Below are 25,466 nucleotides of genomic sequence, written 5' to 3' on the forward strand. Positions count from 1 at the left end.
ACGACCATGCGCCACGACCTCACCACCCTCAATCTCGTGCTGGCCATCGAGCAGACGCGCTCGATCACCCGCGGCGCGGCCCAGGAGCACCTGGCGCTGGCTGCGGCGAGCAAGCGCTTGTCCGACCTGGAAAGCCGCCTCGGCGTGCAGCTGTTCGAGCGGCGCGCTCGTGGCGTGGAGCCGACCGAGGCTGGCCGGGCGCTGGTGCGCCACATCCGCTCGCTGCACGCGTCGCTCTACGCGCTTGAGACCGAGGTCATGGAGTTCTCGCGTGGCATCAAAGGCCATCTGCGCATCGCGTCCAACACCAGCGCGATCGCCGAGTGCCTGCCGCCCTACCTCGTCGAGTTCTCTCAGGCCCATGCGCAGATCCGCATCAGCCTGGAGGACCTGACCAGTGCCGAGGTCCAGGCCGCAGTCGCCGAAGGGCGCGCGGACGTGGGCATCTTCACGGCGCCGGTGCTGGATAACCGCGTGCAGACCTGGGTGTTCGCCCGCAGCCGCCTGGCCGCGCTGGTGCCGCTGAAGCACCCGCTCAGCAACCGCGAGACGGTCAGCTTCGACGACCTGCTGGCCTATGACCTCATCGGCCTGCATGCCGGCGCCAGCGCGCAGGAGCTGATGCGCGAGCAGGCGGCCGCCCGTGGCCAGACGCTGAACGCGCGCCTGCAGGTGCGCGGCTTCGACGGCATCGCCCAGCTCGTCGAGTCGGGTCTTGGTGTCGCCGTCCTGCCTGAACAACCGGCCGAGCGCTTTACCCGCGTCTTCGGCGTGCGCGCCCTGCGGCTGGAAGAGCCCTGGGCCGAGCGCGACTATTACTTGGGTGTGCTGCGCCAACAGCGCTTGCCCACCGTGGTGCAACGCTTCGTGGACACCCTCATTCCCCGAGAAAAGCAATGACCTCCCGTACCCTTTACGACAAGCTCTGGGACGAGCATGTGGTGCACTCCGAACCGGATGGCACGGCACTGCTCTACATCGACCGCCACCTCGTCCACGAGGTGACCAGCCCGCAGGCCTTCGAAGGCCTGGACCTGGCCGGCCGCAAGGTCTGGCGCCTGTCGGCCAACCTGGCCGTCAGCGACCACAACGTGCCGACGACCGACCGCAGCGAGGGGATCGCCGACCCGGTCTCCAAGCTGCAGGTCGACACGCTGGACGCCAACTGCGACCGCTTGGGGCTTACGCAGTTCAAGATGAGCGACAAGCGCCAGGGCATCGTGCACGTCATCGGCCCGGAACAAGGCGCCACGCTGCCCGGCATGACCGTCGTCTGCGGTGACAGCCACACGTCCACGCACGGCGCCTTCGGCGCGCTGGCGCATGGCATCGGCACCAGCGAGGTCGAGCATGTGCTGGCCACGCAGACGCTGTCGGCCAAGAAGGCCAAGAACCTGCTCGTCAAGGTCGAAGGCCAGTGCGCCAAGGGCGTGGGCGCCAAGGACATCGTGCTGGCCATCATCGGCAAGATCGGCACGGCCGGCGGCAACGGCTTCACCATCGAGTTCGCCGGCTCGGCCATTCGCGCGCTGAGCATGGAAGGCCGCATGACGGTCTGCAACATGGCCATCGAAGCCGGCGCCCGCGCCGGCCTCATCGCTGTGGACGACACGACCATCAACTACGTGAAGGGCCGCCCGTTCTCGCCGCAGGGCGTGGAGTGGGACCAGGCCGTCGCGTACTGGCGCACGCTGCATTCGGATGCCGGCGCGCACTTCGACAAGGTCATCGAGCTGGACGCGGCGCAGATTCGCCCGCAGGTGACCTGGGGCACGTCGCCCGAGATGGTGCTGTCCGTGGACGAGCGCGTGCCCGACCCCGACAAGGAGAAGGACGCCGTCAAGCGCGGCGCCATCGAGCGCGCGCTGACCTATATGGCGCTGGAGCCCAACAAGGCCCTCAGCGACATCCATGTCGACAAGGTCTTCATCGGCTCCTGCACCAACAGCCGCATCGAGGACATGCGCGAGGCCGCGGCCGTGGTGCGCCGTGTGGGCGGCCGTGTGGCCAAGAACATCAAGCTGGCCCTCGTCGTGCCGGGCTCCGGCCTCGTCAAGGCGCAGGCCGAGGCCGAAGGGCTGGACCAGGTCTTCAAGGCCGCCGGCTTCGAGTGGCGCGAGCCGGGCTGCTCCATGTGCCTGGCGATGAACGCCGACCGGCTGGAGCCGGGCGAGCGCTGCGCCTCCACCAGCAACCGCAACTTCGAAGGTCGCCAAGGCGCCGGTGGGCGCACCCACCTGGTCAGCCCGGCGATGGCGGCGGCCGCCGCGATGAGCGGCCATTTCGTTGACGTTCGGACGATCGCCTGACATGGAAAAGTTCACCATCCACCAGGGCCTGGTGGCCCCCATGGACCGCGAGAACGTCGACACCGACGCGATCATCCCCAAGCAGTTCCTGAAGTCGATCAAGCGCTCGGGCTTTGGCCCCAACCTGTTCGACGAATGGCGCTACCTGGACCACGGCGAGCCGGGGCAGGACCCGGCCAGCCGCAAGCCCAACCCCGACTTCGTGCTGAACCAGCCGCGTTACGCGGCGGCCAGCGTGCTGATCGCCCGCGCCAACTTCGGCTGCGGCTCCAGCCGCGAGCACGCGCCGTGGGCGCTGCAGCAGTACGGCTTCCGCGCCATCCTGGCACCGAGCTTTGCGGACATCTTCTTCAACAACTGCTTCAAGAACGGCCTGCTGCCGATCGTGCTGCCGGAGAGCGCCATCGCGCGCCTGTTCGACGAGGTGGCGGCCTTCCCGGGTTACCAGCTGACCGTCGACCTGCCGCGCCAGGTCGTCGTGAAGGCGGACGGCACCGAGCTGCCCTTCGACATCGAGCCCTTCCGCAAGGAGTGCCTGATCGGCGGCCTCGACGAGATCGGCCTGACGCTCCAACACGCGGACAAGATCCGCGGCTACGAGGCCCAGCGTATTGCCGCCAAGCCCTGGCTCAACCACCGAATCGTCTGACATGACCAAGAAGATTGCAGTCCTTCCCGGCGATGGCATCGGCCCGGAAATCATGGCCGAGGCCGTCAAGGTGTTGCAGGCGCTTGACCTGCCGCTGACGCTCGAATGGGCCGACGTGGGCGGCAAGGCCTACGAGACCAGCGGCCATCCGCTGCCGGCCGCCACGCTGAAGCTCGCCCAGGAGGCTGATGCCGTGCTGTTCGGCGCCGTGGGCGACTGGAAGTACGACAAGCTCGAACGCGCGCTGCGCCCCGAGCAGGCCATCCTCGGCCTGCGAAAGGCCCTGGGCCTGTTCGCCAACTTCCGCCCGGCCATCTGCTACGAGCAGCTCACACATGCGTCGTCGCTGAAGCCAGAGCTGGTGGCTGGCCTGGACATCCTCATCATTCGCGAGCTGACCGGCGACATCTACTTCGGCCAGCCGCGTGGCCGCCGCACGGCCGTGGACGGCCATTTCCCCGGCGCCGAGGAAGCCTTCGACACGATGCGCTACTCGCGCCCGGAGATCGAGCGCATTGCCCACGTCGCCTTCCAGGCTGCGCAAAAGCGTGGCAAGCGCCTGACCAGCGTCGACAAGGCCAACGTGCTGGAGACCTCGCAGCTTTGGAAGGACGTCGTCACCGGGGTGCACAAGAGCTACCCGGACGTCGAGCTGGACCACATGTACGTGGACAACGCCGCGATGCAGCTCGTCAAGGCGCCGAAGAAGCTTGACGTCGTCGTGACCGGCAACATGTTCGGCGACATCCTGTCCGACGAAGCCGCGATGCTGACGGGCTCGATCGGCATGCTGCCGTCCGCCTCGTTGGACGTGAACAACAAGGGCCTCTACGAGCCCTCGCACGGCAGCGCGCCGGACATCGCGGGCAAGGGCATCGCCAATCCGCTGGCTACAATCCTGTCCGCTGCCATGATGCTCAAGTTCTCCCTCAACCTGCCCGACGCCGCTGCTCGCATTGAAGCCGCGGTGGAATCGGTGCTGGCCCAGGGCTTGCGCACTGCCGACATCTGGAGTGAAGGCGCCTCGAAGGTCTCGACCCGCGAGATGGGCGACGCTGTCGTCAAAGCCATCACGACCACCAAAACCATTAAGAGCTAACGCTCCGTCTCGTCTCGCCCCGACCAAACCCGGCGAACGAGCCGGGGCCCGAAGTGGATGGGGTTTGGTGAACGACAGACAAAGGATTTGATGATGACGACCTTGGTAGGCCTCGTAGGCTGGCGTGGCATGGTGGGCTCGGTTCTGATGGACCGCATGACCGCTGAAGCAGATTTCGATCTGATCGAGCCGCTGTTCTTCTCGACCTCCAACGCCGGTGGCAACGCCCCCGCGCAGGCCAAGAACGAGACGAAGCTGCAGAACGCCTTCGACATCGAGCAGCTCAAGCGCTGCGACATCATCATCACCGCCCAGGGCGGCGACTACACCAACGAAGTCTTCCCCAAGCTGCGCGCTGCGGGCTGGACGGGCCACTGGATCGACGCCGCCTCGTCGCTGCGCATGAACGATGACGCCGTCATCGTGCTCGACCCGGTCAACATGCCGGTCATCAAGCAGGCGCTGGCCGCCGGCGGCAAGAACTGGGTCGGCGGCAACTGCACCGTCAGCTGCATGCTGATGGGCGTAGGCGCGCTGTACAAGGCCGGGCTGGTGGAGTGGATGTCCACGCAGACCTACCAGGCCGCGTCGGGTGGCGGTGCCCAGCACATGCGCGAACTGCTGACGCAGTACGGCACGCTGAACGCCGCCGTCAAGCCGCTGCTGGACGATCCCAAGAGCGCCATCCTCGAGATCGACCGCCAGGTCATCTCCAAGCAGCGTTCGCTGAGCGCTGACGAAACCGCCAACTTCGGCGTGCCGCTGGGCGGCTCGCTGATCCCCTGGATCGACAAGGACCTCGGCAACGGCCAATCCAAGGAAGAGTGGAAGGGCATGGCCGAGACCAACAAGATCCTCGGCTCCGATGGCATTCCGGTCGACGGCTTCTGCGTGCGCGTCGGCGCGATGCGCTGCCACAGCCAGGCGCTCACCTTCAAGCTGAAGAAGGACGTGCCTCTGGCCGACATCGAGGCCATGATCCGTGCCGACAACGAGTGGGTGCAATACGTGCTCAACACGCGCGAAGACACGCTCAAGCACCTGACGCCCGTGGCCGTCACCGGCACGATGACTATTCCGGTTGGCCGCGTGCGCAAGCTGGCGATGGGTCCCGAGTACGTGGGCGCCTTCACCATCGGTGACCAGTTGTTGTGGGGTGCGGCCGAGCCGCTGCGCCGCATGTTGCGCATCCTGCTGGATCGCTGAAACTGAAACGGGCCGCAAGGCCCGTTTTTGCTTACGGTCTTTTACGCCTGGACCTAGGGTTCACCCGGGCGTCGATATTGAAACCAAGCGACACATGAGATAGGCCTTGAGCATTTCAGCGTATATGCTTGATGTTGTTGTGTTTTTGATTCAAAACTCGACGCAGGCGACACCGTGCAGATCAGCGTGCAAACCAGCGTGCAGACAAGTTCCGGGCAGCGCGTGCTGAAGATCGAGACAGGCGGGGCCCATTGCCCCGCCTTGTTGCTTTGGGGAATGCCTTGAAAGACCACATCCGCGACGCATTCGAGGGAGTCCGCCCGACCGGCTTCGTCCGTCACCACCTGGCTGTCGCTGCGGCGCTGCTGGTGGCCACGGGCGGCGCGCAGGCGCTGGGCCTGGGCAAGCTGACGGTGCAGTCGGCCCTTGGTGAGACCATGCGTGCCGAGATCGACGTGACCAGCCTGTCCGCCGAGGAGGCCGCCACGCTGAAGGTGCGCGTTGCGCCACCCGATGCCTACCGCTCCAGCGGGGTCGACTACAACGCGGTGCTGAGTTCTGCCCAGGTGCAGGTGGTGCGTCGCGACGGTCGCACGGTGCTGCGCGTGTCCAGCGATCGAGCGGTTCAGGAGCCCTTCGTTGACGTCATCCTGGAGCTGAACTGGTCCAGCGGTCGTCTGGTGCGTGAATACACGCTGCTGTTCGATCCGCCGAGCCTGCCCAAGCCAGCCCCCGTCATCACGGCGCCGCCGGCGGTTGCTGCGGCACCTGCAGCGGTGTCCAGTGAGGCCGTGCCCGCACCCGCGCCGGCATCGGCCACCACGCTGCTGCGGGCGCCGGCTCCGGTGGCCACAGCCCGGCCGCCAGTGGCGGCACCTGCGCCGGCGGTTCGCCCGCCCGTGACGGCCGCGTCCGAGTACCGCGTGCGCGCGGGCGACTCGCTGTCCAAGGTGGCAGGCCGCACGCAGGTCAGCGGCATCTCGCTGGACCAGATGCTGGTGGGCCTGTTCCGCAACAACCCCGATGCCTTCATCGACGGCAACATGAACCGGCTCAAGGCCGGTTCCATGCTGCAGGTGCCGGGCAGCGAGTCACTGGCCTCGGTCTCGGTTCCCGAGGCGCGCCGCATCATCCTGGCGCAGAGTGCCGATTTCTCCGCCTATCGCCAGCGCCTGGCTTCTGCCGCGCCCACGCTGCAGAGCGCGGAGAGCGAGCGCCAGTCCAAGGGCCAGGTGCAGGCCGCCGTGGACGACCGCCGCCCCGCCGCCGCGCCTGCGCCGGACAAGCTGACGCTGAGCAAGGCCGGCCCGGCCAGCGCTGCGGAAGCCAAGGTCTCCAAGGACACGGAGAAGAAGGACGCAGCGGCCCGCGTTGCCGAACTGACGCGCAATGTGGAAGAGCTCAAGCGCCTGTCCAGCGCCGCCAAGCCGGCCGCTGCCACACCGGCGGCAGAGCCGGCGCCTGCGGCGCTGCCCGCCGCGCCTGTGGTCGCCGCGGCCGAGCCCGCGTCGGCGTCGGCCTCCGCGCCGTTGCCGGTTGTGGCGGCCAGTGCTGCGGCCTCCAAGCCCGCCCTGCGCGCGAGCGCTCCGCTGCCGCCCCCGCCGGCCGCGGAGCCGCCGAGCATCATCGAGCAGCTGCTGGATAACCCGATCGTGCTGCCGCTCTCCGGCATGCTGGTGGCTGTGCTGGGCGTGCTGGGCCTGCTGCGCCTGCGCGCACGCCGCCCGGCCAATGCCTCCGAGACCGGCTTCCACGAGAGCCGCCTGCAGCCGGATTCCTTCTTCGGCGGCACCGGCGGCCAGCGCGTGGACACGCGGGACGCGCAGAACAGCGGCCAGTCGTCCATGAGCTATTCGCTCAGCCAGCTCGACGCCATCGGCGACGTGGACCCGGTGGCCGAGGCCGATGTCTACCTGGCCTACGGCCGCGACCTGCAGGCTGAGGAAATCCTGAAGGAGGCCCTGCGCGCCAACCCGACGCGCCTGGCTATCCGCCTGAAGCTGCTGGAGGTCTACGCCAAGCGCCGCGACACCAAGGGCTTCGAGCAACTCGCCGTGCAGCTGTACGCCGAGACCAAGGGCACTGGCGAGGACTGGGCCAAGGCGCAGGAGCTGGGCCGTGGCATCGACCCGGACAACCCGCTGTACCAGCCCGGCGGTTCGCCGCTGCTGCATGACGATGGCGGCCCTGAGCGTCCCGAGCCCATGAACGCCAGCACGCTGCCGCAGACGGCGCTGCCCAGCGGGGCTGCGCTGGCCACGGCGGCCTCTGCGGCCCACCTCGGCACCGATGCCATGGCGCGCAGCGGCCCCGACACCGGCCCGGTGAGCGGTTTTGATCTGGCCCTGGACCTGGACCTGGATGCGCCCGAGCCGGTCTCGCCCAACGCGATGGCCGCCACGCAGGCCATGCCGGCGTCGGTGGAGCACGCGCCGCTGACGATGGACTTCGACATCTCCAGTCGCGGCACGCGCACCGCGCCGCCCGCGCCGGACCTGAGCTTCGACCTCAGCGGCATGGGCGACCTGTCCCCTGCGCCTGCGCCGGTCGCGTCCACTGACATCGACTTCGACCTGGGCGAGCCCACGCAGCCCGGCAGCACCGAGCCCGACCACCTGGCCGACGCGCTGGATGCGCTGGGTGAGGACGAAGGCGATCCGCTGGTGCGCCAGCTGGAGCTGGCCGATGAGTTCCGCCAGATCGGTGATACCGAAGGTGCCCGTGAGGTGCTGCAGGAGCTGATCCAGCGCGCCAGCGGCCCACTGCGTGACCGTGCGCAGGTCATGCTGAACGAACTGCGCTGAAGCGCAGCCGCGATACTTCGACGCCCGGCCTGGCCGGGCGTTTTTCATTCGAGGATTGATGAGAGTTGCACTTGGCGTGAGCTACCGCGGTGGCGGCTACAACGGCTGGCAGAGCCAGCCGGGCGGCCGCACCGTGCAGGACGCGCTCGAAAAGGGGCTGTCCGCTTTCGCGGCCCAGCCCATCCGCACGATGTGCGCCGGCCGCACGGATGCCGGCGTGCACGGCATCAACCAGGTCGTCCACTTCGACACCGAGGTGGAGCGCGAGCCGTTCTCGTGGGTGCGTGGCGTGAACCGCTACCTGCCGCCCGACATCGCCATCCAGTGGAGCCGCTTCCCAGGCGACGCTTTCCATGCGCGCAACTCCGCGCGTGGCCGGCGTTACGCCTATCTGCTGCTGGAGTCGCCTGTGCGGCCAGCCATCGAGTCGGGCCAGTGCGGCTGGTTCTTCCGGCCGCTGGACCAGGCGGCGCTCGAAGCCGCGGCGGCGCGCCTGATCGGCGAACACGACTTCTCGTCCTTCCGCTCGTCCGAATGCCAGGCGGCGTCGCCCATCAAGACGCTGCGCGAGATCAGCGTGCAGCGTCGCGGCGCCTACTGGCGCTTCGAGTTCGAGGCCAGCGCCTTCCTGCACCACATGGTGCGCAACCTGATGGGCTGCCTGCTGGCCGTGGGCAGCGGCACGCGGTCGGCAGACTGGGTGTCCGACGTGTTGGCCGCCCGTGACCGCAAGGTGGCGGCGCCGACCTTCGCCCCCGACGGGCTCTATTTCCTCGGCCCGACCTACGACGCCGAGCTGGACATTCCGCGGCACGTGGCCGCACTGGATTGGCTGCCGTGATGGCGGGTCGAGCGCAGGGCCGCCCCAAGCCGGCCCGCATCCCCTCGGGGGATCGGCTGGCGTACCCGACAGCCGAGGGGCAAACATGACTACACGCATCAAGATCTGCGGCCTGACCCGCGAAGTCGACGTCGAAGCCGCCGTCGCGGCCGGCGCCGACGCCATCGGTTTCGTCTTCTACGCCAAGAGCCCGCGCGCCGTGACGCCGGAGCGGGCGAGGGCGCTCGCGAAGCTGCTGCCGCCCTTCGTCACGCCGGTGGGCCTGTTTGTCAACGCGACGGAGGCCGAGTTGCAGGCCGGGCTGGACGCGCTGCCCAACATGCTGGTGCAGTTCCACGGCGACGAGACGCCTGTCGACTGTGATCGCGTCAAGCGGCCCTATCTGCGTGCAGCCGCAGTGTCTCCGGGCTTCGACTTGGTAGACTTCGGTTCTCGTTTTTCCAGCGCCCAGGCCATCCTGCTCGACGCCCCCGTCGAAGGTTATGGTGGTGGCGGCAAGGTCTTCGATTGGTCACTCATTCCTCCAAGCGTCAGCTCTCGCCTCGTTTTGTCTGGTGGGTTGAATGCAGCAAACGTCGCCGATGGCATCGCACGGGTGCGGCCCTGGGCCGTTGATGTGAGTTCCGGCGTCGAGGTGTCCAAGGGCATCAAGAGCGCCGACCTGATTCATGCGTTTTGCACCGCGGTACGCCGCGCCGATGCCGAACTGACCTGAGGAAAAACCATGTTTGCCTACGACCAGCCCGATGCGACCGGGCATTTCCGCCATGCTGGCATGCCCACGTTTGGCGGCAGCTTCGTCTCCGAGACCCTCGTCCATGCTCTGGACCAGTTGAAGGACGCCTACGCGCACTACCGAAACGATCCCGAGTTCCTGGCCGAGTACCAACGCGAGCTCAAGCACTTCGTTGGCCGGCCCAGCCCGATCTATCACGCTGACCGCCTGAGTCGCGAACTGGGCGGCGCCCAGGTCTACCTGAAGCGCGAGGACTTGAACCACACCGGCGCGCACAAGATCAACAACGTCATCGGCCAGGCGCTGCTGGCCAAGCGCATGGGCAAGCCGCGCGTCATCGCCGAGACCGGCGCTGGTCAGCACGGCGTGGCGACGGCAACGATCTGCGCCCGCTACGGCCTGGAATGCGTCGTCTACATGGGCAGCGAGGACGTCAAGCGCCAGTCGCCGAATGTCTACCGCATGAAGCTGCTCGGTGCGACCGTCGTGCCCGTGGAGAGCGGCAGCAAGACGCTGAAGGACGCGCTCAACGAGGCGATGCGTGACTGGGTCACCAACGTCGAGAACACCTTCTACATCATCGGTACCGTGGCTGGCCCGCATCCCTACCCCATGATGGTGCGCGACTTCCAGCGCGTCATCGGCCTGGAGTGCCTGGAGCAGATGCCCGAGATGACCGGCCGCCAGCCGGACGCCGTCATCGCCTGCGTGGGCGGCGGCTCGAATGCCATCGGCATCTTCCACCCCTACATCCCGCATGAGAACGTGCGCCTGATTGGCGTCGAGGCTGAAGGGCAGGGCGTGGCCAGCGGCAAGCATGCCGCCACACTCACCGCCGGCACGCCCGGCGTTCTGCATGGCAACCGCACCTACCTGCTGCAGGACGAAGACGGGCAGATCATCGAGACGCACTCGATCTCGGCGGGTCTCGACTACCCCGGCGTCGGCCCCGAGCACGCGCACCTGAAGGACATCGGCCGTGCCGAGTACGTCGGCGTGACGGACGCTGAGGCGCTCGCCGCCTTCCACCGCCTGTGCCGCACCGAGGGCATCATCCCGGCACTGGAATCCAGCCACGCTGTCGCGCATGCCATCAAGCTCGCGCCGACGCTGGGGAAGGACAAGGTGCTGCTCGTGAACCTCTCTGGCCGTGGCGACAAGGACATCGGCACCGTCGCCGACCTGTCCGGCGCCGCCTATTTCGACCGCCCGTCGCAAGCCGGCGAAAAGGTGAAGCAATGAGCCGCATCGGTACCGTTTTCGCCGCGCTGAAGGCCGACGGCCGCAAGGCGCTGATCCCCTTCGTCACCGCCGGTGACCCGCACCCGACCGCCACCGTCGACCTGCTGCTGGCCATGGCCGAGGCCGGTGCCGACGTCATCGAGTTGGGCGTGCCGTTCTCCGACCCGATGGCCGACGGTCCCATCATCCAGCGTGCTGGCGAGCGTGCCCTGAAGCACGGCATCGGCCTGCGCAAGGTGCTGGACTACGTCCGCGAGTTCCGCGTGCGCAACGACAAGACGCCGCTCGTGCTGATGGGCTATGCCAACCCGGTGGAGCGTTACGGCCTGGATGCCTTCGTGGCCGATGCGTCGGTGGCCGGCGTCGACGGCGTGCTCATCGTCGACTACCCGCCGGAGGAGTGCGAGGAATTTGCCGCTAGGCTGCGCGCGGCGAACATGGATGCGATCTTCCTGCTCGCGCCTACGTCCACCGAGGCTCGCATGGCCCAGGTCGGCCAGCTTGCCAGCGGCTATGTCTACTACGTGTCTTTGAAGGGCGTGACGGGGGCAGGGCACCTGAACACCGCCGCCGTCGCCGAAGCCGTGCCCCGCATCCGCCGGCATGTCAGCACGCCGGTGGGCGTGGGCTTCGGCATCCGTGACGGCGCGACGGCGCGCGCCGTGGCCGACGTTTCGGACGCGGTGGTCATCGGCTCCAAGCTGGTCGAACTGCTGGAACGCCAGCCAGCCGATAATGTGGCCTCCACCGGCGCCGCCTTCATCCGTGAAATCCGCGCCGCACTCGACAAGAAGGACTGACCATGAGTTGGCTCGACAAACTGCTCCCGCCCAAGATCCAGCAAGGTGACCCGGCCGACCGCCGCACGGTTCCCGAAGGCTTGTGGATCAAGTGCCCGAGCTGCGAGACGGTGCTCTACAAGACCGACCTCGAGCAGAACATCAATGTCTGCCCCAAGTGCTCGCACCACCACCGCATCGGCGCGCGCCCGCGCCTGGATGCCTTCCTTGACGCGGAAGGCCGCTACGAGATCGGGCAGGAGGTGCTGCCGGTCGACGCGCTGAAGTTCAAGGACAGCAAGAAGTACCCCGATCGCCTGAAGGAAGCGCTGGAGAACACCGGCGAGACCGACGCGCTGGTCGTCATCGGCGGCGCCGTCATGAGCGTGCCGGTCGTCGCGGCCTGCTTCGAGTTCGACTTCATGGGCGGCTCCATGGGCTCCGTGGTTGGCGAGCGCTTCGTGCGCGGCGTCGAGACGGCCATCGAGCAGAAGACGCCATTCATCTGCTTCACCGCCACCGGCGGCGCGCGGATGCAGGAAGGCTTGCTGAGCCTGATGCAGATGGCCAAGACCAACGCGTCGCTGACGCGCCTGGCCAAGGCCAAGCTGCCCTACATCAGCGTGCTTACCGATCCGACGATGGGCGGCGTGTCGGCGTCGTTCGCCTTCGTCGGCGACATCGTGCTGGCCGAACCCAAGGCGCTGATCGGCTTTGCCGGCCCGCGCGTCATCGAGAACACCGTGCGCGAGAAGCTGCCCCCGGGTTTCCAGCGCGCCGAGTTCCTGATGGAGAAGGGCGCCGTCGACATGATCGTGGACCGCCGCCAACTGCGCGAGACGATTGCCCGCCAGCTCGCCATGCTGCAACGCCAGAGCGCCGACGCGGTCGCCTGAACCACGTCGCGATAGTTCCGAGCCAGGCCCCGTGCCTGGCTTTTGTTTTTCCGTGATCCGCCATGACGCTTGATGACTGGCTCGCCCACAGCGAGCGCCTGCACCCCAAGACCATCGACATGACGCTGGACCGCGTGTCCACTGTGCGCGAGCGGCTGGGCATAGCCTTCGACTGCCCGACCGTCGTCGTCGCCGGCACCAATGGCAAGGGCTCGACCTGCGCGATGCTGGAGTCGATCGCGCTGCACGCCGGCTACCGGGTGGGCCTCTACATCAAGCCGCACCTCGTGCACTTCCAGGAGCGCTGCCGCGTGGGCGGCGAGCCCGTGAAGGCCGAGTCGCTGGAGGCGCACTTCGAGGCCGTCGAGGCCGCGCGCGGCGACATCACGCTGACGTACTTCGAGTTCACGACGCTGGCCATCATGCGGCGGCTGCAGCACGAGCCGCTGGATCTCGTCATTCTCGAAGTGGGCCTGGGCGGCCGGCTGGATGCCGTCAACGTCATAGACGCCGACTGCGCCGTCATCACCAGCATCGACCTTGACCATACCGAGTTCCTCGGCTCCGACCGGGAAAGCGTGGGCCGCGAGAAGGCCGGCATCATGCGCGCCGGCCGCCCGGTCGTCGTCAGTGATCCTGTGCCGCCGGCGTCGCTGGCCGCGCGCGCGGCCGAACTCGGCTGCGACCTGCGCCAGCTCGGCAAGGACTTCACCTTCAGTGGCGACCGCACGCAGTGGCAGTGGGCAGGGCGCAGCAAGCGCTTCGCCGGCATGTCCTACCCGGCGCTGCGCGGCGTGAACCAGTTGCTGAACGCGTCCGGCGTGCTGGCCGCCTTCGAGGCGTTGGCGGACCGCCTGCCCATCAGTGCACAGGCAGTGCGCACGGGCCTCGCGCTAGTCGAGTTGCCGGGCCGCTTTCAGGTGCTGGCCGGCCAGCCGGCCGTCGTGCTGGACGTTGCCCACAACCCGCACGCTGTCGCCGCGCTGGCGCAGAACCTCGACCAGATGGGCTTCTTCCCGCGCACGCATGCCGTGTTTGGCGCGATGGCCGACAAGGACCTCGGCGGCATCCTGGCGCGCATCGCACCGCTGGTGGATGTCTGGCATTTCACCGACTTGCCCCTTCCCCGCGCGGCGACGGCCGGGCAGCTGGAAGCCGCTTTCCTGGCTGCTGGCCTGAAGACGCCGCCCGGCGTCGAGACGCACACCCACGCCACGCCGCTGGATGCGCTTCAAGCGGCGGCGGCCGGCGCGACCACGGCCGATAGAATCCTGGTCTTCGGTTCCTTCTACACCGTGGGTGGCGTGTTGCAGCAGGGCATCCCGCGCGTGACCGCCGGCGCCATAGCGCCGCAGCCTCCCACCCTCCACTGAGCCAGACGCCGCCGATGGGCCTGTTTTCCTTCCTCAAGCGCGATGACGCCGCCTCCACTGCGGCGGCGCCCAAGAAGTCCAAGTCGGGAGCCAAGGCCGGCGCGGCGGACGATGTGCAGGTCCTGCGCGTGCGCGCGCGCCGCCGCCTGATCGGTGCGGCGGTGCTGGTCGCCGTCGGCGTCGTCGGCTTCCCGCTGATCTTCGAGACCCAGCCGCGGCCCATTCCCGTGGATCTGCCTATCGAGATCCCCCGCAAGGAGGCCGCGCCACCGCTGACCGTGCCTACGCGCGAGCCGCTGAGCCAGGCTGAACCACCGGCCAGGGCGCCTGCGTCGAGCCCGGCCGTGGAGTTGCCCGTCGAGCCCAGGGTCGCGGAGAAACCCGTCGACAAGCCCCCTGAGAAGCCGGTGGAGAAGCTTGCCGAGAAGCCGGTCGACAAGCCGCCCGTCGAGAAGCCTGTGGTCAAGGTCGCCGAGAAGCCGGCCGACAAGCCTAAAGCCGCCAATGACGGCGCCCGCGCCCAGGCCTTGCTGGAGGGCAAGGAGCCGGCGGCGGCGCGCTACATCGTGCAGGTCGGAGCCTATGGCGAGAGCAAGGCTGCGCAGGAGGTGCGTGGCAAGGTCGAGAAGCTGGGCCTGAAGACCTACGCGCAGGCCGTGGACACGGCCGACGGCAAGCGCTTCCGCGTGCGCCTGGGCCCGTTCGCCAGTCGCGATGAGGCCGAGCGCGCTTCCGCCAAGCTCAAGAGCGCCGGCTTGCCGGGCGCTATCCTGACCCTCTGACGGAACGCCATGAACGTCGAGCTGAGCTGGGTCGATCTCGCGCTGGCAGCGTTGTTGCTGCTGTCGATCGCTATCGGCCTGTGGCGCGGCCTGGTGTTCGAGGTGATGTCGCTGGCCGGCTGGGTGGTGGCCTACTTCGCGGCTTCGCCGCTGTCGCCCGTCATCGAGAGTTTTCTGCCCGAGGGCAAGTTCGGGCCTGCCGTGCTGCATCTCGTGTCGCTGGCGCTGGCTTTCTTCTTCGTGCTCATCGTGTGGAGCCTGGCCACTCGGCTGGTCAAGACGCTCATCCACGCCACGCCGCTGTCGGTGGTGGACCGCCTCGGCGGCGCCGGTTTCGGCGCGCTGCGCGGCGTCTTCATCGCGTTGTTGCTGGTGCTCGTCATCGGCGCCTCGTCACTGGCCGAAACCAGCACCTGGCAGGCCTCGCGTGCGGCGCCGGTGCTGGCCGGCGTGCTGCGCGAGGCCACGCCCTGGCTGCCCGAACCTGTTGCCCGTTTTGTTTCCCGCTCGATGACTCCGCCTGGGGCGGCATCGACTGACTGATTAAGGACCCCTGCCATGTGCGGCATCGTCGGCACCCTCGCGGCCTCTCCCGTCAACCAGCTCCTCTATGACGCGCTGCTGCTGCTGCAGCACCGCGGCCAGGACGCCGCCGGCATCGTCACGATGCAGGGCCACAAGTGCTTCATGCACAAGGCCCGCGGCATGGTGCGCGACGTGTTCCGCACCCGCAACATGCGCGCGCTGCCGGGCAACATCGGCCTGGGCCAGGTGCGCTACCCGACCGCCGGCAACGCATACAGCGAGGAGGAGGCCCAGCCCTTCTATGTCAATGCGCCGTTCGGCATCGTGCTCGTGCACAACGGCAATCTGACCAACGCCCACGCGTTGAAGGACGAGCTGTTCGACATCGACCGCCGCCACATCAACACGGAGAGCGACACCGAGGTGCTGATCAACGTGCTGGCCCATGAGCTGGAGCTGGCCGCGCGCGACCTGCCGCTGACGCCCAAGGAAATCTTCAACGCCGTGCGCGCCGTGCAAAAGCGCATCAAGGGCAGCTACGCCGTCATCGCACTGATCGCCGGCCAAGGCCTGCTGGCCTTCCGTGACCCGTTCGGCATCCGCCCGCTGTGCTTCGGCCGCGGCGCCAACGGCGACTTCATGGTCGCCAGCGAGAGCGTGGCGCTGGAGGGCACGGCCCACCAGCTGGAGCGCGACCTGGCGCCCGGCGAGGCGCTGTTCGTCGACCTGACCGGCAAGGTGCACACCGAGCAGTGCAATGAGGCGCCAGCGCTGAATCCCTGTATGTTCGAGTTCGTCTACCTCGCGCGGCCCGACTCGGTCATGGATGGCATCTCCGTTTACCAGGCTCGCCTGAATATGGGCGAGACGCTGGCGCAGCGCGTCATCTCGACGATGCCGCCGAACGAGATCGACGTCGTCATTCCCATCCCCGAGAGCAGCCGCCCGTCAGCTATGCAGCTGGCGCACCGTATCGGCAAGCCCTACCGCGAGGGCTTTGTGAAGAACCGCTACGTCGGCCGCACCTTCATCATGCCGGGGCAGGGCGCCCGCAAGAAGAGCGTGCGTCAGAAGCTCAACGCCATCGGCGTCGAGTTCAAGGGCCGCAACGTGCTGCTGGTGGACGACTCCATCGTGCGCGGCACCACGTCCAAGGAGATCGTGCAGATGGCCCGCGACGCCGGCGCCCGCAAGGTCTACCTCGCCTCCGCCGCGCCGCCGGTGCGCTTCCCCAACGTCTACGGCATCGACATGCCGACGCAGGAGGAGCTGATCGCCCACGGCCGCAGCATCGAGGAGATCCGCGCGTACATCGGCGCTGATGCACTGATCTACCAGGACGTGGATGCGATGAAGCGCGTCGTCGCCGCACTGCGCCCCGGTCTGGCCGGCTTCGAAGCCAGCTGCTTCGACGGCCACTACGTGACTGGCGACGTCAGCCTGGCCGACTTCGCCGCGATCCGCGAGCAGCGCACGTCGCAGGGCGACGAGGAAGACGCTGCCGCCCGCAGCCGCCTGGCGCTGCAGAGCGGCAGCGAAGGCTGAATGCGCACCCCGACAACATCGAGTCCCGAATGAGTTCCTTCGACAAGATCCGCACGCGCATCGCGCCGTCGCCCACCGGCTTCCTGCACCTGGGCACGGCCCGCACCGCGCTGTACTCCTGGGCGTATGCCCGCCACCACGGTGGTGAATTCGTGCTGCGCATCGAGGACACCGACGTCGCCCGCTCCACGCAGGACTCGGTCGACCAGATCATTGCCGCGATGAACTGGCTGGGCCTGAGCTACGACGAGGGCCCGATCTACCAGATGCAGCGCCTGGACCGCTACCAGGCCGTCATCGACCAGCTGATCGCCGCTGGCCGCGCGTACCGCTGCTACGCGACGCCCGAGGAGCTGACCGAGATGCGCGAGGCCCAGAAGGCCCGCAGCGAGAAGACGCTGTACGACCGTCGCTGGCGCCCCGAGCCCGGCAAGGTGCTGCCGACGCCGCCGGAAGGCGTGAAGCCAGTCGTCCGCTTTGCCAACCCCATCGAGGGTGATGTGACGTGGGACGACGTCGTCAAAGGCCCCATCACGATCAACAACCGCGAGATCGACGACCTCATCATCGCCCGCACAGATGGCGTGCCGACGTACAACTTTGCCGTCGTCGTCGACGACTGGGACATGCGCATCAGCCACGTCTTCCGTGGCGACGAACACGTCAACAACACGCCCTGGCAGATCAACATCTTCAACGCGCTGGGCGCGCCGCTGCCGTCCTTCGGCCACCTGCCCATCATCCTGGGCGACGACGGCCTGAAGTTGTCCAAGCGCCGGGGCGCCGTCAGCGTGATGGACTACGCGGCCAACGGCTACCTGCCGGAAGGCATGCTGAACTACCTGGCCCGCCTGGGCTGGAGCCACGGTGACGACGAGTTGTTCTCGGCCGAGCAGATGGTCAGCTGGTTCGACGGCACGCACCTGTCCAAGAGCCCGGCCCAGTGGGACCCGGCCAAATTGGACTGGGTGAACGGCCACTACGTGAAGCAGATCGACGAAGGGCGTCTGGCCGCGCTGGTCGTGGCGCAACTGGCCGGCAAGGGCATTAGCGTCACGGTGGCGCAGGTGCAGCCCAAGGTGGGCCTGTTCAAGGATCGCTGTGCGACTGTTGCAGCGCTGGCCGACTGGCTCGCCATGTACTTCGTAAACGTGGCCCCGTCGGCCGAAGACCTTGCCACGCATGTGACTGAGGCTGTTCGTCCGGCGATCGCCGCGCTGGCAGCGCGTCTGGGCGCCGTGGCCGAGTGGAACAAGGCGAACATCCAGCAAGCACTGAAGGAAACGCTGACGGCTGCTGGCCTGAAGATGCCGCAACTGGCGGTGCCGGTGCGCGTCCTGGTGTGCGGCCGCGCGCAAACGCCCAGCCTGGATGCAGTGCTTGAACACTTCGATCAGAAAAAAGTTCTCGAACGCTTGCAATCCCTCTGAAATTCGTCATATACTCTTGGTCTCGCTTGAACAGCGCTGTTAACGACAAGTCGGCAACGACGACGTTGAAAACAACGGGGGTATAGCTCAGCTGGGAGAGCGCTTGCATGGCATGCAAGAGGTCAGCGGTTCGATCCCGCTTACCTCCACCAAATGAGCTTGCTCACGAGGTGGCGCGCGGTTCAAGTAATGAAGGATTCGTCCCCTTCGTCTAGAGGCCTAGGACACCACCCTTTCACGGTGATTACAGGGGTTCGAATCCCCTAGGGGACGCCAAATTCAGTCGCAAGACGGAATTTGAAAATCCTGTCGAAAGGCAGGGCGAGTTTGATGAAGCTTGGATATTGTGGAAAGACAATATCAAATTCATCCCACGCGGAGTGGTAGTTCAGTTGGTTAGAATACCGGCCTGTCACGCCGGGGGTCGCGGGTTCGAGCCCCGTCCACTCCGCCAAGGTTTCCATCGGGTTTGCCCGATTAGCGAGCGGCCAATTTATTGGCCGCTCGTTTTTGAGTCACGCTCCACGGGGGTATAGCTCAGCTGGGAGAGCGCTTGCATGGCATGCAAGAGGTCAGCGGTTCGATCCCGCTTACCTCCACCAAGTCAAATTTCGGTTTGATCGGTAGCGTGATTTAAAATTGGAAGGTTACGTCCCCTTCGTCTAGAGGCCTAGGACACCACCCTTTCACGGTGATTACAGGGGTTCGAATCCCCTAGGGGACGCCAAATTCAGTCGCAAGACGGAATTTGAAAATCCTGTCGAAAGACAGGGCGAGTTTGATGAAGCTTGGATATTGTGGAAAGACAATATCAAATTCATCCCACGCGGAGTGGTAGTTCAGTTGGTTAGAATACCGGCCTGTCACGCCGGGGGTCGCGGGTTCGAGCCCCGTCCACTCCGCCAAAAATGCAATGCGCCGAAGCCCTCGCGGGTTTCGGCGCATTTTGTTTTTTGCGCTGTATCAGGACATGCCGCGAGCGGGCGCCGGGGCGGTTCCTGGGTCTTCTCCGCCGCCACTGCTGCTCTGCATCTGGTTGTTGCCTGGGGTTGTGCGTTGCTCGGGTTGCGCTGCGCGAACGGGTTCAGTGGCCGCGCGCTTGCCGCTGACCACCAGACGAGCGAGTTTGACGACTTCACTGGCTTGTGCCGGCATCCCGCCAGCAAGCAGGCCCAGCGAGAGGCTGAGCGCAATCCATCCCTTGCTTGATCGCATTTCCAACTCCGACCTTGCGATTGCAAGGCGTGGGCCGCAGTGTTCGGCAAGTGCCGCAGCGAAGCCAGTGATGTGCGACGAATTGCGTTTTTTCGCGCCTGAACTGCAGCAATGCAGTTTGGCTGGCTTGGCCAGAAAGCAAATCGGGCCCATTGGGCCCGATCAAGCTCTTGGCGGAGAGGGCGGGATTCGAACCCGCGGTGGGCTATTAACCCACACACGCTTTCCAGGCGTGCGACTTAAACCGCTCATCCACCTCTCCTGCAAGCCAGCAATTATAACCTATTCCTGAGGGCTTTGCGTGCTTGGTGTGGGATGAAGGGCGCTGCTGGTTGGTGAGGCAGCAGCGCGTCTATGGTTTGTCTGGCGCAGGCAATGCCTGTTGTCCATGTGGGGCGGCCTCTGGTGTCTCTTGATGGCTTGCCTCATCGCCGAGGCACATGGCGGCCCTACACTTCGCCGCTTCGATTTTTTGATGCCCGCCCACTGGAGCGCCGCGATGATCCGTTTTCACTTTCCCATCGTCATCATTGACGAGGACTACCGTTCCGAGAACACCTCGGGCTTGGGCATTCGCGCGCTGGCCGAGGCCATCCAGAAAGAGGGCATGGAGGTGCTGGGCGTGACGAGCTACGGCGACCTGTCGCAGTTCGCTCAACAGCAGAGCCGCGCGTCGGCCTTCATCCTGTCCATCGACGACGAGGAGTTCACGCCCGGCCCCGATCTCGATCCGGCCGTGCTGAACCTGCGCAAGTTCATCGGCGAGATCCGCTTCCGCAACCCAGACATCCCGATCTACGTCTACGGCGAGACGCGCACCAGCCAGCACCTGCCCAACGACGTGCTGCGTGAACTGCACGGCTTCATCCACATGTTCGAGGACACGCCGGAGTTTGTGGCCCGCCACATCATCCGCGAGGCCAAGAGCTACCTTGACGGCCTAGCGCCGCCGTTCTTCAAGGCGCTGATGGACTACGCGGCCGACGGCTCGTACTCCTGGCATTGCCCCGGCCACTCTGGTGGCGTGGCCTTCCTGAAGAGCCCGGTGGGCCAGATGTTCCACCAGTTCTTCGGCGAGAACATGCTGCGCGCCGACGTCTGCAATGCCGTGGAAGAACTCGGTCAGCTGCTGGACCACACCGGCCCTGTTGCCGCGTCCGAGAAGAACGCCGCCCGCATCTTCAATGCGGACCACTGCTTCTTCGTCACCAACGGCACGTCCACTTCCAACAAGATGGTGTGGCACCACACGGTGGCGCCGGGCGACGTGGTCGTCATCGACCGCAACTGCCACAAGAGCAACCTGCACGCGATCATCATGTGCGGCGCCATCCCTGTCTTCCTGACGCCGACGCGTAACCACTACGGCATCATCGGTCCCATCCCTGAGAGCGAGTTCAGCCCGGAGACCATTCGCGCCAAGATCGCCGCCAACCCTCTGCTGGCGCACATCGACCCAGCCACGGTGAAGCCCTCCATCGTCACGCTGACCCAGAGCACCTACGACGGCGTGCTCTACAACACCGAGACCATCAAGAAGAAGCTCGACGGCTACATCCCGACGCTGCACTTCGACGAGGCTTGGCTGCCGCATGCGGCCTTCCATGACTTCTATGGCCAGTTCCACGCGATGGGCAAGAACCGCCTGCGCCCCAAGGAGGCCATGGTGTATGCGACGCAGTCCACGCACAAGTTGCTGGCCGGCATCTCGCAGGCCTCGCAGGTGCTCGTGCAGGACTCGCAGTCGGTAAAGCTGGACAAGCACCTCTTCAACGAGGCCTACCTGATGCACACCAGCACCAGCCCGCAGTACTCGATCATCGCGAGCTGCGACGTGGCCGCTGCGATGATGGAGCCGCCCGGCGGCACCGCGCTGGTGGAAGAGAGCATCAAGGAGTCGCTGGACTTCCGTCGTGCGATGCGCAAGGTCGAGGGCGACTACGGCGACGACTGGTGGTTCAAGGTCTGGGGGCCAGACTACCTGCGCTCGGAAGAGGGTAGCGAGCCGGTGTCGGCCGACTGGATGCTGCATGCCGATGAGGACTGGCATGGCTTCGGAGGCCTGGCCGAAGGCTTCAACATGCTGGACCCGATCAAGTCCACCATCATCACGCCCGGGCTGGACATGGAAGGGCGCTTTGCCGCCACCGGCATCCCGGCGTCGGTCGTGACGAAGTTCCTCGTCGAGCACGGTGTTGTTGTCGAGAAGACGGGTCTCTACTCGTTCTTCATCATGTTCACCATCGGCATCACCAAGGGCCGTTGGAACACGCTGCTGACGGCGCTGCAGCAGTTCAAGGACGACTACGACAAGAACGCGCCGCTGTGGCGCATCCTGCCGGAGTTCTGCGCGAAGTTCCCGAAGTACGAGCGCATGGGCCTGCGCGATCTCTGCCAGAGCATCCACCAAGCCTATGCTGAGGGTGACATCGCGCGGCTGACGACGGACATGTACTTGTCCAACCTGCAGCCGGCCATGACGCCGACTGACGCCTATGCCCACATCGCGCAGCGCAAGACCGAGCGGGTGGCCATCGACGATCTGGAAGGCCGCATCACGACATCGTTGCTCACGCCTTACCCGCCCGGCATTCCGCTGCTGATCCCGGGCGAGCGCTTCAACAAGAAGATCGTCGATTACCTGAAGTTCACGCGCAGCTTCAACGCCAGGTTCCCGGGCTTCGCGACCGATGTGCACGGCCTGGTCCACGAAGTGGATGAGGACACCGGGCGCGGGCGCTACTACGTGGACTGCGTCAAGCAGTGAGTCGGCAACTGCCGAGGTGATGAAACCGAGGTGATGAAACCGAGGTGACGAAACCGAGGTGACGAAACCGAGGTGACGAAAAAAGGGCCCATCGTTGGGCCCTTTTTTTGCCGATGGTGCGGCGCGACTTACTCGTCGCTGGTCAGTGCCACGTGGCTGAAGCCCCCGTCCACATACATGATCTCGGCGCTGACGCCGGCTGCGAGATCTGACAGCAGGAAGGCGGCGGCATTGCCGACGTCGTCGATGGTCACGTTGCGGCGGATGGGTGCGGAGGCAGCGAACTGATTCAGCAGCTTGCCGAAGTCCTTGATGCCCGAGGCGGCGAGTGTCTTGATCGGGCCGGCCGAGATGCCGTTCACGCGCACGCCCTTGGCGCCCAGGTCATGGGCCAGGTAGCGCACGCTGGCTTCCAGCGCAGCCTTGGCAAGGCCCATCGTGTTGTAGTTGGGTACATAGCGCTCGGCGCCGAGGTAGCTCAGCGTCAGCAGCGCAGCGCCGGGGCGCAGGCGCGGTGCCGCCAGCTTGGCCATGGCGGGGAAGCTGTAGGCCGAGATGTCATGGGCGATGCGGAAGTTTTCCCGCGTCATGCCGTCCAGGAAATTGCCCGCAATCGCGTCGCGGGGCGCAAAACCGATGGAGTGGACGAAGCCGTCGAACTCCGGCCAGACTTCGCCCAGTTGGGAGAACAGCGCCTCCATCTGCTCGTCGCTGGTCACGTCGCAGTCGTAGACCAGCGTGGAGCCGAACTCGGCGGCGAATTCCGTGATGCGCTCCTTGAAGCGCTCGCCCTGGTAGCTGAACGCCAGCTCGGCGCCTTCGCGGTGGCAGGCGCGCGCAATGCCGTAGGCGATGGAACGATTGGACAGCACGCCCGTGATCAGCAGCCGCTTGCCGGCGAGAAAGCCCATTCTGGTCTCCTGTGAGGTCTCAAACAGCCTGCGATTCTGGCATGTGCTGAAGCGGCGGCTTGCCGGCATGGAGCTTGCACAGTACAATCCGAGCTTCACTGGAAATGACAAACCGCCCCGGACGATATCCCCCGAGGCTGGATCTGGTGAAAGAGGTGGGCGGATTCATCCAGCCCATTTTTTTTGCTTTTCGTTTTTCTTCGCTTCGGATCAGGACTTCATTTCACGCATGAGTTGGCAAACCGCTGTTGAGACCACCGTCGCCGGCCTCGGCTACGAACTCGTGGACTGCGAACGCAGTGCCGGCGGATTGCTGCGCGTGACGATCGACAGGCTGGCGGCTGAGGCCGAGGCCGGTGAGTTGATCACGGTGGATGACTGCGAAAAGGTGACGCGCCAGCTGCAGTATGTGCTGGAGGTCGAGGCGTTCGATTACAGCCGGCTCGAGGTGTCCTCGCCAGGGCTGGATCGGCCGCTGCGTAATGCCGGGCATTACGCGCGCTTTGCCGGCCAAGAAATCGACATCACGCTCAAAGCCCCTTTCCAGGGTCGCAAGAAGTACCGCGGCGTCGTCAGCGCCCAGCCCGGCGCGGAGAACGACCAGGCCTGGCGTCTGGTGTTCGATGAAGACGGCGCCGAGCACGCGCTCGACTTCACGCTTGACGAGGTGCGCGATGCGCGCCTGGTGCCGATGTTCAGTTTCAAGGGGCGCGGCGGCGAGCCGGCGCCCGACAGAAAGCCCGGCCAGCGGGGCGTGATCAAGCCGAAGGGGATGCCGAAAAAGGCACCGGCGAAGAAACAAGCGGGCGAGCCCACCGAGGCGGCGCCCGGCCAAGACAAGGTTGACGGAGGTCTCAAGCAATGAACCGCGAAATGTTGATGCTGGTGGATGCGATCTCGCGCGAGAAGAGCGTGGAGCGTGATGTCGTGTTCGGTGCGGTGGAAGCCGCGCTGGCTTCTGCTACCAAGAAGTTTTACGGCGCTGAGGCCGACATCCGCGTCAGTGTTGACCGTGAATCGGGCGAGTACGAGACCTTCCGTCGCTGGCATGTCGTGCCGAACGAAGCCGGCCTGCAGAACGCCGACGCCGAGATCCTGCTGTTTGAAGCCCAGGACCAGATCGCGGACATCGAGGTGGATGACCACATCGAGGAGCCCGTCGAGTCCGTGCCCATCGGCCGTATCGGGGCGCAGGCCGCCAAGCAGGTGATCCTGCAGAAGATCCGCGACGCCGAGCGCGAGCAGCTGCTGAACGACTTCATGTCGCGCGGCGAGAAGATCTTCGTCGGCACCGTCAAGCGCCTGGACAAGGGCGACATCATTGTTGAGTCCGGCCGTGTTGAAGGTCGCCTCAAGCGCAGCGAGATGATCTCGAAAGAGAACCTGCGCACCGGTGACCGCGTGCGCGCCGTCATCCTGGGCGTGGACCCGACGCAGCGCGGCCCGCAGATCATGCTGTCGCGTTCGGCGCCCGAGTTCATGAAGGAACTCTTCGCGCAGGAAGTGCCGGAAATCGAGCAGGGGCTGCTGGAGATCAAGAGCTGCGCCCGCGACAGCGGCAGCCGCGCCAAGATCGCTGTGGTCAGCCATGACCGCCGTGTCGACCCCATCGGCACCTGCGTCGGCGTGCGCGGTTCGCGCGTCAACGGCGTGACGACCGAGCTGGCCGGCGAGCGCGTGGACATCGTGCTGTGGAGCGAGGACCCGGCGCAGTTCGTCATTGGCGCCCTGGCCCCGGCCAACGTGCAGTCCATCGTGGTCGATGAAGAACGTCACGCCATGGACGTGGTGGTTGACGAGGAGAACCTCGCGATCGCCATCGGCCGCGGCGGCCAGAACGTTCGCCTGGCATCGGAGCTGACGGGCTGGCGCATCAACATCATGTCTGCCGAGGAATCCGCCGCCAAGCAGGAGCAGGAGACCGAAAGCATCCGTGCGCTGTTCGTCGAGAAGCTCGACGTGGACGCGGAAGTCGCCGACATCCTGATCGCCGAAGGCTTCACCAGCCTGGAAGAAGTGGCCTACGTGCCCATGCAGGAAATGCTGGAGATCGAGGCCTTCGACGAAGACACCGTCACCGAGCTGCGCACCCGTGCCAAGGACGCGCTGTTGACGATGGAAATCGCCAAGGAAGAAAAGGTCGAGGAAGTCTCCCAGGACCTGCGCGACCTGGAAGGCGTGTCGCCCGAACTGCTGGCCAAGCTGGTGGCTGGCGGCATCAACACCCGCGACGACCTGGCCGATCTGGCCGTGGACGAGTTGGTCGACCTGTCCGGCATGGACGAGGCAGCTGCGCGCGCGCTGATCATGAAGGCCCGTGAACACTGGTTCAACGCCTGATCAACGACCTACCGCGC

At 66.2% G+C, this 25,466-nt stretch carries 20 protein-coding genes, 7 tRNA genes and 1 pseudogene; 25 read left to right on the forward strand and 3 right to left on the reverse strand.

Annotation, left to right across the window (positions count from 1 at the left end; translation table 11 throughout):
* Window positions 1-6: 6 nt before the first annotated feature.
* From ACG0Z3_RS01700 to ACG0Z3_RS01805, 22 genes are all read left to right on the forward strand, one after another.
* Entirely contained in the window at window positions 7-900 is an 894-nt protein-coding gene (locus tag ACG0Z3_RS01700; RefSeq protein WP_394394743.1) for a LysR family transcriptional regulator, read from the forward strand.
* Window positions 897-2,309, forward strand: a complete 1,413-nt coding sequence (gene leuC, locus ACG0Z3_RS01705) for a 3-isopropylmalate dehydratase large subunit (RefSeq protein ID WP_394394744.1) — start codon at window positions 897-899, stop codon at window positions 2,307-2,309. Before ACG0Z3_RS01700 ends, leuC begins: the two co-directional genes overlap by 4 nt.
* Window position 2,310: 1 nt before the next feature.
* On the forward strand, window positions 2,311-2,958 hold the full coding sequence (leuD, locus tag ACG0Z3_RS01710; RefSeq protein ID WP_394394746.1) for a 3-isopropylmalate dehydratase small subunit: 648 nt from the start codon (window positions 2,311-2,313) through the stop codon (window positions 2,956-2,958).
* Between the two features lies 1 nt (window position 2,959).
* Window positions 2,960-4,057, forward strand: coding sequence for a 3-isopropylmalate dehydrogenase (gene leuB, locus ACG0Z3_RS01715; protein WP_394394747.1), 1,098 nt, complete (start codon window positions 2,960-2,962; stop codon window positions 4,055-4,057).
* Between the two features lie 93 nt (window positions 4,058-4,150).
* Window positions 4,151-5,263 (forward strand): aspartate-semialdehyde dehydrogenase, encoded by a 1,113-nt coding sequence (gene asd / locus ACG0Z3_RS01720; protein ID WP_394394748.1) that lies wholly within the window; start codon window positions 4,151-4,153, stop codon window positions 5,261-5,263.
* Window positions 5,264-5,544: 281 nt separating this feature from the next.
* Window positions 5,545-8,067, forward strand: coding sequence for a FimV/HubP family polar landmark protein (locus ACG0Z3_RS01725; protein ID WP_394394749.1), 2,523 nt, complete (start codon window positions 5,545-5,547; stop codon window positions 8,065-8,067).
* A gap of 58 nt (window positions 8,068-8,125) precedes the next feature.
* Window positions 8,126-8,908, forward strand: a complete 783-nt coding sequence (truA, locus tag ACG0Z3_RS01730) for a tRNA pseudouridine(38-40) synthase TruA (protein WP_394394751.1) — start codon at window positions 8,126-8,128, stop codon at window positions 8,906-8,908.
* Window positions 8,909-8,993: 85 nt separating this feature from the next.
* On the forward strand, window positions 8,994-9,623 hold the full coding sequence (locus tag ACG0Z3_RS01735) for a phosphoribosylanthranilate isomerase (RefSeq protein ID WP_394394752.1): 630 nt from the start codon (window positions 8,994-8,996) through the stop codon (window positions 9,621-9,623).
* Between the two features lie 9 nt (window positions 9,624-9,632).
* Window positions 9,633-10,886 (forward strand): tryptophan synthase subunit beta, encoded by a 1,254-nt coding sequence (gene trpB / locus ACG0Z3_RS01740; RefSeq protein WP_394394753.1) that lies wholly within the window; start codon window positions 9,633-9,635, stop codon window positions 10,884-10,886.
* Window positions 10,883-11,686: a tryptophan synthase subunit alpha gene (trpA, locus tag ACG0Z3_RS01745; RefSeq protein WP_394394754.1), complete on the forward strand. Its 804-nt coding sequence runs from the start codon at window positions 10,883-10,885 to the stop codon at window positions 11,684-11,686. The genes trpB and trpA overlap by 4 nt, the downstream gene beginning before the upstream one ends.
* 2 nt (window positions 11,687-11,688) lie before the next feature.
* Window positions 11,689-12,561 (forward strand): acetyl-CoA carboxylase, carboxyltransferase subunit beta, encoded by an 873-nt coding sequence (gene accD / locus ACG0Z3_RS01750; protein ID WP_394394755.1) that lies wholly within the window; start codon window positions 11,689-11,691, stop codon window positions 12,559-12,561.
* A 62-nt stretch (window positions 12,562-12,623) separates the two neighbouring features.
* Window positions 12,624-13,934 carry a bifunctional tetrahydrofolate synthase/dihydrofolate synthase gene (gene folC, locus ACG0Z3_RS01755; RefSeq protein WP_394394756.1) on the forward strand — a complete coding sequence of 437 codons (1,311 nt, stop codon included), beginning with the start codon at window positions 12,624-12,626 and terminating at the stop codon, window positions 13,932-13,934.
* A gap of 14 nt (window positions 13,935-13,948) precedes the next feature.
* The gene (locus tag ACG0Z3_RS01760) at window positions 13,949-14,716 is read left to right on the forward strand and encodes an SPOR domain-containing protein (RefSeq protein WP_394394758.1); all 768 of its coding nucleotides are present in this window, start codon (window positions 13,949-13,951) and stop codon (window positions 14,714-14,716) included.
* Between the two features lie 9 nt (window positions 14,717-14,725).
* The gene (locus ACG0Z3_RS01765) at window positions 14,726-15,259 is read left to right on the forward strand and encodes a CvpA family protein (protein ID WP_394394759.1); all 534 of its coding nucleotides are present in this window, start codon (window positions 14,726-14,728) and stop codon (window positions 15,257-15,259) included.
* A 15-nt stretch (window positions 15,260-15,274) separates the two neighbouring features.
* Window positions 15,275-16,786 (forward strand): amidophosphoribosyltransferase, encoded by a 1,512-nt coding sequence (purF, locus tag ACG0Z3_RS01770; RefSeq protein WP_394394760.1) that lies wholly within the window; start codon window positions 15,275-15,277, stop codon window positions 16,784-16,786.
* 29 nt (window positions 16,787-16,815) lie between these two features.
* Window positions 16,816-18,216: a glutamate--tRNA ligase gene (gene gltX, locus ACG0Z3_RS01775; protein WP_394394761.1), complete on the forward strand. Its 1,401-nt coding sequence runs from the start codon at window positions 16,816-16,818 to the stop codon at window positions 18,214-18,216.
* Window positions 18,217-18,292: 76 nt separating this feature from the next.
* Window positions 18,293-18,368, forward strand: a tRNA-Ala gene (locus tag ACG0Z3_RS01780).
* A gap of 48 nt (window positions 18,369-18,416) precedes the next feature.
* Window positions 18,417-18,492 (forward strand) — tRNA-Glu (locus tag ACG0Z3_RS01785).
* Between the two features lie 101 nt (window positions 18,493-18,593).
* Window positions 18,594-18,670 (forward strand) — tRNA-Asp (locus tag ACG0Z3_RS01790).
* A 72-nt stretch (window positions 18,671-18,742) separates the two neighbouring features.
* Window positions 18,743-18,818: transfer RNA gene (locus ACG0Z3_RS01795), tRNA-Ala, on the forward strand.
* Window positions 18,819-18,867: 49 nt separating this feature from the next.
* Window positions 18,868-18,943, forward strand: a tRNA-Glu gene (locus ACG0Z3_RS01800).
* A gap of 101 nt (window positions 18,944-19,044) precedes the next feature.
* Window positions 19,045-19,121 (forward strand) — tRNA-Asp (locus ACG0Z3_RS01805).
* A gap of 58 nt (window positions 19,122-19,179) precedes the next feature.
* Here ACG0Z3_RS01805 and ACG0Z3_RS01810 read toward each other — a convergent pair.
* Window positions 19,180-19,584, reverse strand: coding sequence for a hypothetical protein (locus tag ACG0Z3_RS01810; protein ID WP_394394762.1), 405 nt, complete (start codon window positions 19,582-19,584; stop codon window positions 19,180-19,182).
* Window positions 19,585-19,602: 18 nt separating this feature from the next.
* Window positions 19,603-19,693: transfer RNA gene (locus ACG0Z3_RS01815), tRNA-Ser, on the reverse strand.
* A gap of 237 nt (window positions 19,694-19,930) precedes the next feature.
* Between ACG0Z3_RS01815 and ACG0Z3_RS01820 the strand changes: the two genes are divergently transcribed.
* Window positions 19,931-22,198 carry an Orn/Lys/Arg family decarboxylase gene (locus ACG0Z3_RS01820; RefSeq protein WP_394394764.1) on the forward strand — a complete coding sequence of 756 codons (2,268 nt, stop codon included), beginning with the start codon at window positions 19,931-19,933 and terminating at the stop codon, window positions 22,196-22,198.
* 128 nt (window positions 22,199-22,326) lie between these two features.
* Here the strand turns inward: ACG0Z3_RS01820 and fabI are convergent, their stop codons facing one another.
* On the reverse strand, window positions 22,327-23,109 hold the full coding sequence (fabI, locus tag ACG0Z3_RS01825; RefSeq protein ID WP_394394765.1) for an enoyl-ACP reductase FabI: 783 nt from the start codon (window positions 23,107-23,109) through the stop codon (window positions 22,327-22,329).
* Window positions 23,110-23,338: 229 nt separating this feature from the next.
* Between fabI and rimP the strand changes: the two are divergent.
* Window positions 23,339-23,842: pseudogene (rimP, locus tag ACG0Z3_RS01830) on the forward strand (ribosome maturation factor RimP); the annotation flags it as partial.
* Window positions 23,843-23,970: 128 nt separating this feature from the next.
* Window positions 23,971-25,449, forward strand: coding sequence for a transcription termination factor NusA (gene nusA, locus ACG0Z3_RS01835; RefSeq protein ID WP_394394766.1), 1,479 nt, complete (start codon window positions 23,971-23,973; stop codon window positions 25,447-25,449).
* The last annotated feature ends 17 nt before the right edge of the window (window positions 25,450-25,466 follow it).

The sequence above is a fragment of the Pelomonas margarita genome, assembly GCF_043555875.1.
GTDB classification, from domain to species: Bacteria; Pseudomonadota; Gammaproteobacteria; order Burkholderiales; family Burkholderiaceae_C; genus Pelomonas; species Pelomonas margarita.

Excerpts from the sequence above, each read along its gene's own strand:
- nusA (WP_394394766.1), top strand. The coding sequence starts at position 23,971 with ATGAACCGCGAAATGTTGATGCTGGTGGATGCGATCTCGCGCGAGAAG.
- asd (WP_394394748.1), top strand. The coding sequence starts at position 4,151 with ATGACGACCTTGGTAGGCCTCGTAGGCTGGCGTGGCATGGTGGGCTCG.
- purF (WP_394394760.1), top strand. The coding sequence starts at position 15,275 with ATGTGCGGCATCGTCGGCACCCTCGCGGCCTCTCCCGTCAACCAGCTC.
- folC (WP_394394756.1), top strand. The coding sequence starts at position 12,624 with ATGACGCTTGATGACTGGCTCGCCCACAGCGAGCGCCTGCACCCCAAG.
- trpB (WP_394394753.1), top strand. The coding sequence starts at position 9,633 with ATGTTTGCCTACGACCAGCCCGATGCGACCGGGCATTTCCGCCATGCT.
- leuD (WP_394394746.1), top strand. The coding sequence starts at position 2,311 with ATGGAAAAGTTCACCATCCACCAGGGCCTGGTGGCCCCCATGGACCGC.
- trpA (WP_394394754.1), top strand. The coding sequence starts at position 10,883 with ATGAGCCGCATCGGTACCGTTTTCGCCGCGCTGAAGGCCGACGGCCGC.
- accD (WP_394394755.1), top strand. The coding sequence starts at position 11,689 with ATGAGTTGGCTCGACAAACTGCTCCCGCCCAAGATCCAGCAAGGTGAC.
- ACG0Z3_RS01700 (WP_394394743.1), top strand. The coding sequence starts at position 7 with ATGCGCCACGACCTCACCACCCTCAATCTCGTGCTGGCCATCGAGCAG.
- truA (WP_394394751.1), top strand. The coding sequence starts at position 8,126 with ATGAGAGTTGCACTTGGCGTGAGCTACCGCGGTGGCGGCTACAACGGC.
- ACG0Z3_RS01810 (WP_394394762.1), bottom strand. The coding sequence starts at position 19,584 with ATGGGCCCGATTTGCTTTCTGGCCAAGCCAGCCAAACTGCATTGCTGC.
- ACG0Z3_RS01765 (WP_394394759.1), top strand. The coding sequence starts at position 14,726 with ATGAACGTCGAGCTGAGCTGGGTCGATCTCGCGCTGGCAGCGTTGTTG.
- leuC (WP_394394744.1), top strand. The coding sequence starts at position 897 with ATGACCTCCCGTACCCTTTACGACAAGCTCTGGGACGAGCATGTGGTG.
- leuB (WP_394394747.1), top strand. The coding sequence starts at position 2,960 with ATGACCAAGAAGATTGCAGTCCTTCCCGGCGATGGCATCGGCCCGGAA.
- ACG0Z3_RS01735 (WP_394394752.1), top strand. The coding sequence starts at position 8,994 with ATGACTACACGCATCAAGATCTGCGGCCTGACCCGCGAAGTCGACGTC.
- ACG0Z3_RS01760 (WP_394394758.1), top strand. The coding sequence starts at position 13,949 with ATGGGCCTGTTTTCCTTCCTCAAGCGCGATGACGCCGCCTCCACTGCG.
- fabI (WP_394394765.1), bottom strand. The coding sequence starts at position 23,109 with ATGGGCTTTCTCGCCGGCAAGCGGCTGCTGATCACGGGCGTGCTGTCC.
- ACG0Z3_RS01820 (WP_394394764.1), top strand. The coding sequence starts at position 19,931 with ATGATCCGTTTTCACTTTCCCATCGTCATCATTGACGAGGACTACCGT.
- gltX (WP_394394761.1), top strand. The coding sequence starts at position 16,816 with ATGAGTTCCTTCGACAAGATCCGCACGCGCATCGCGCCGTCGCCCACC.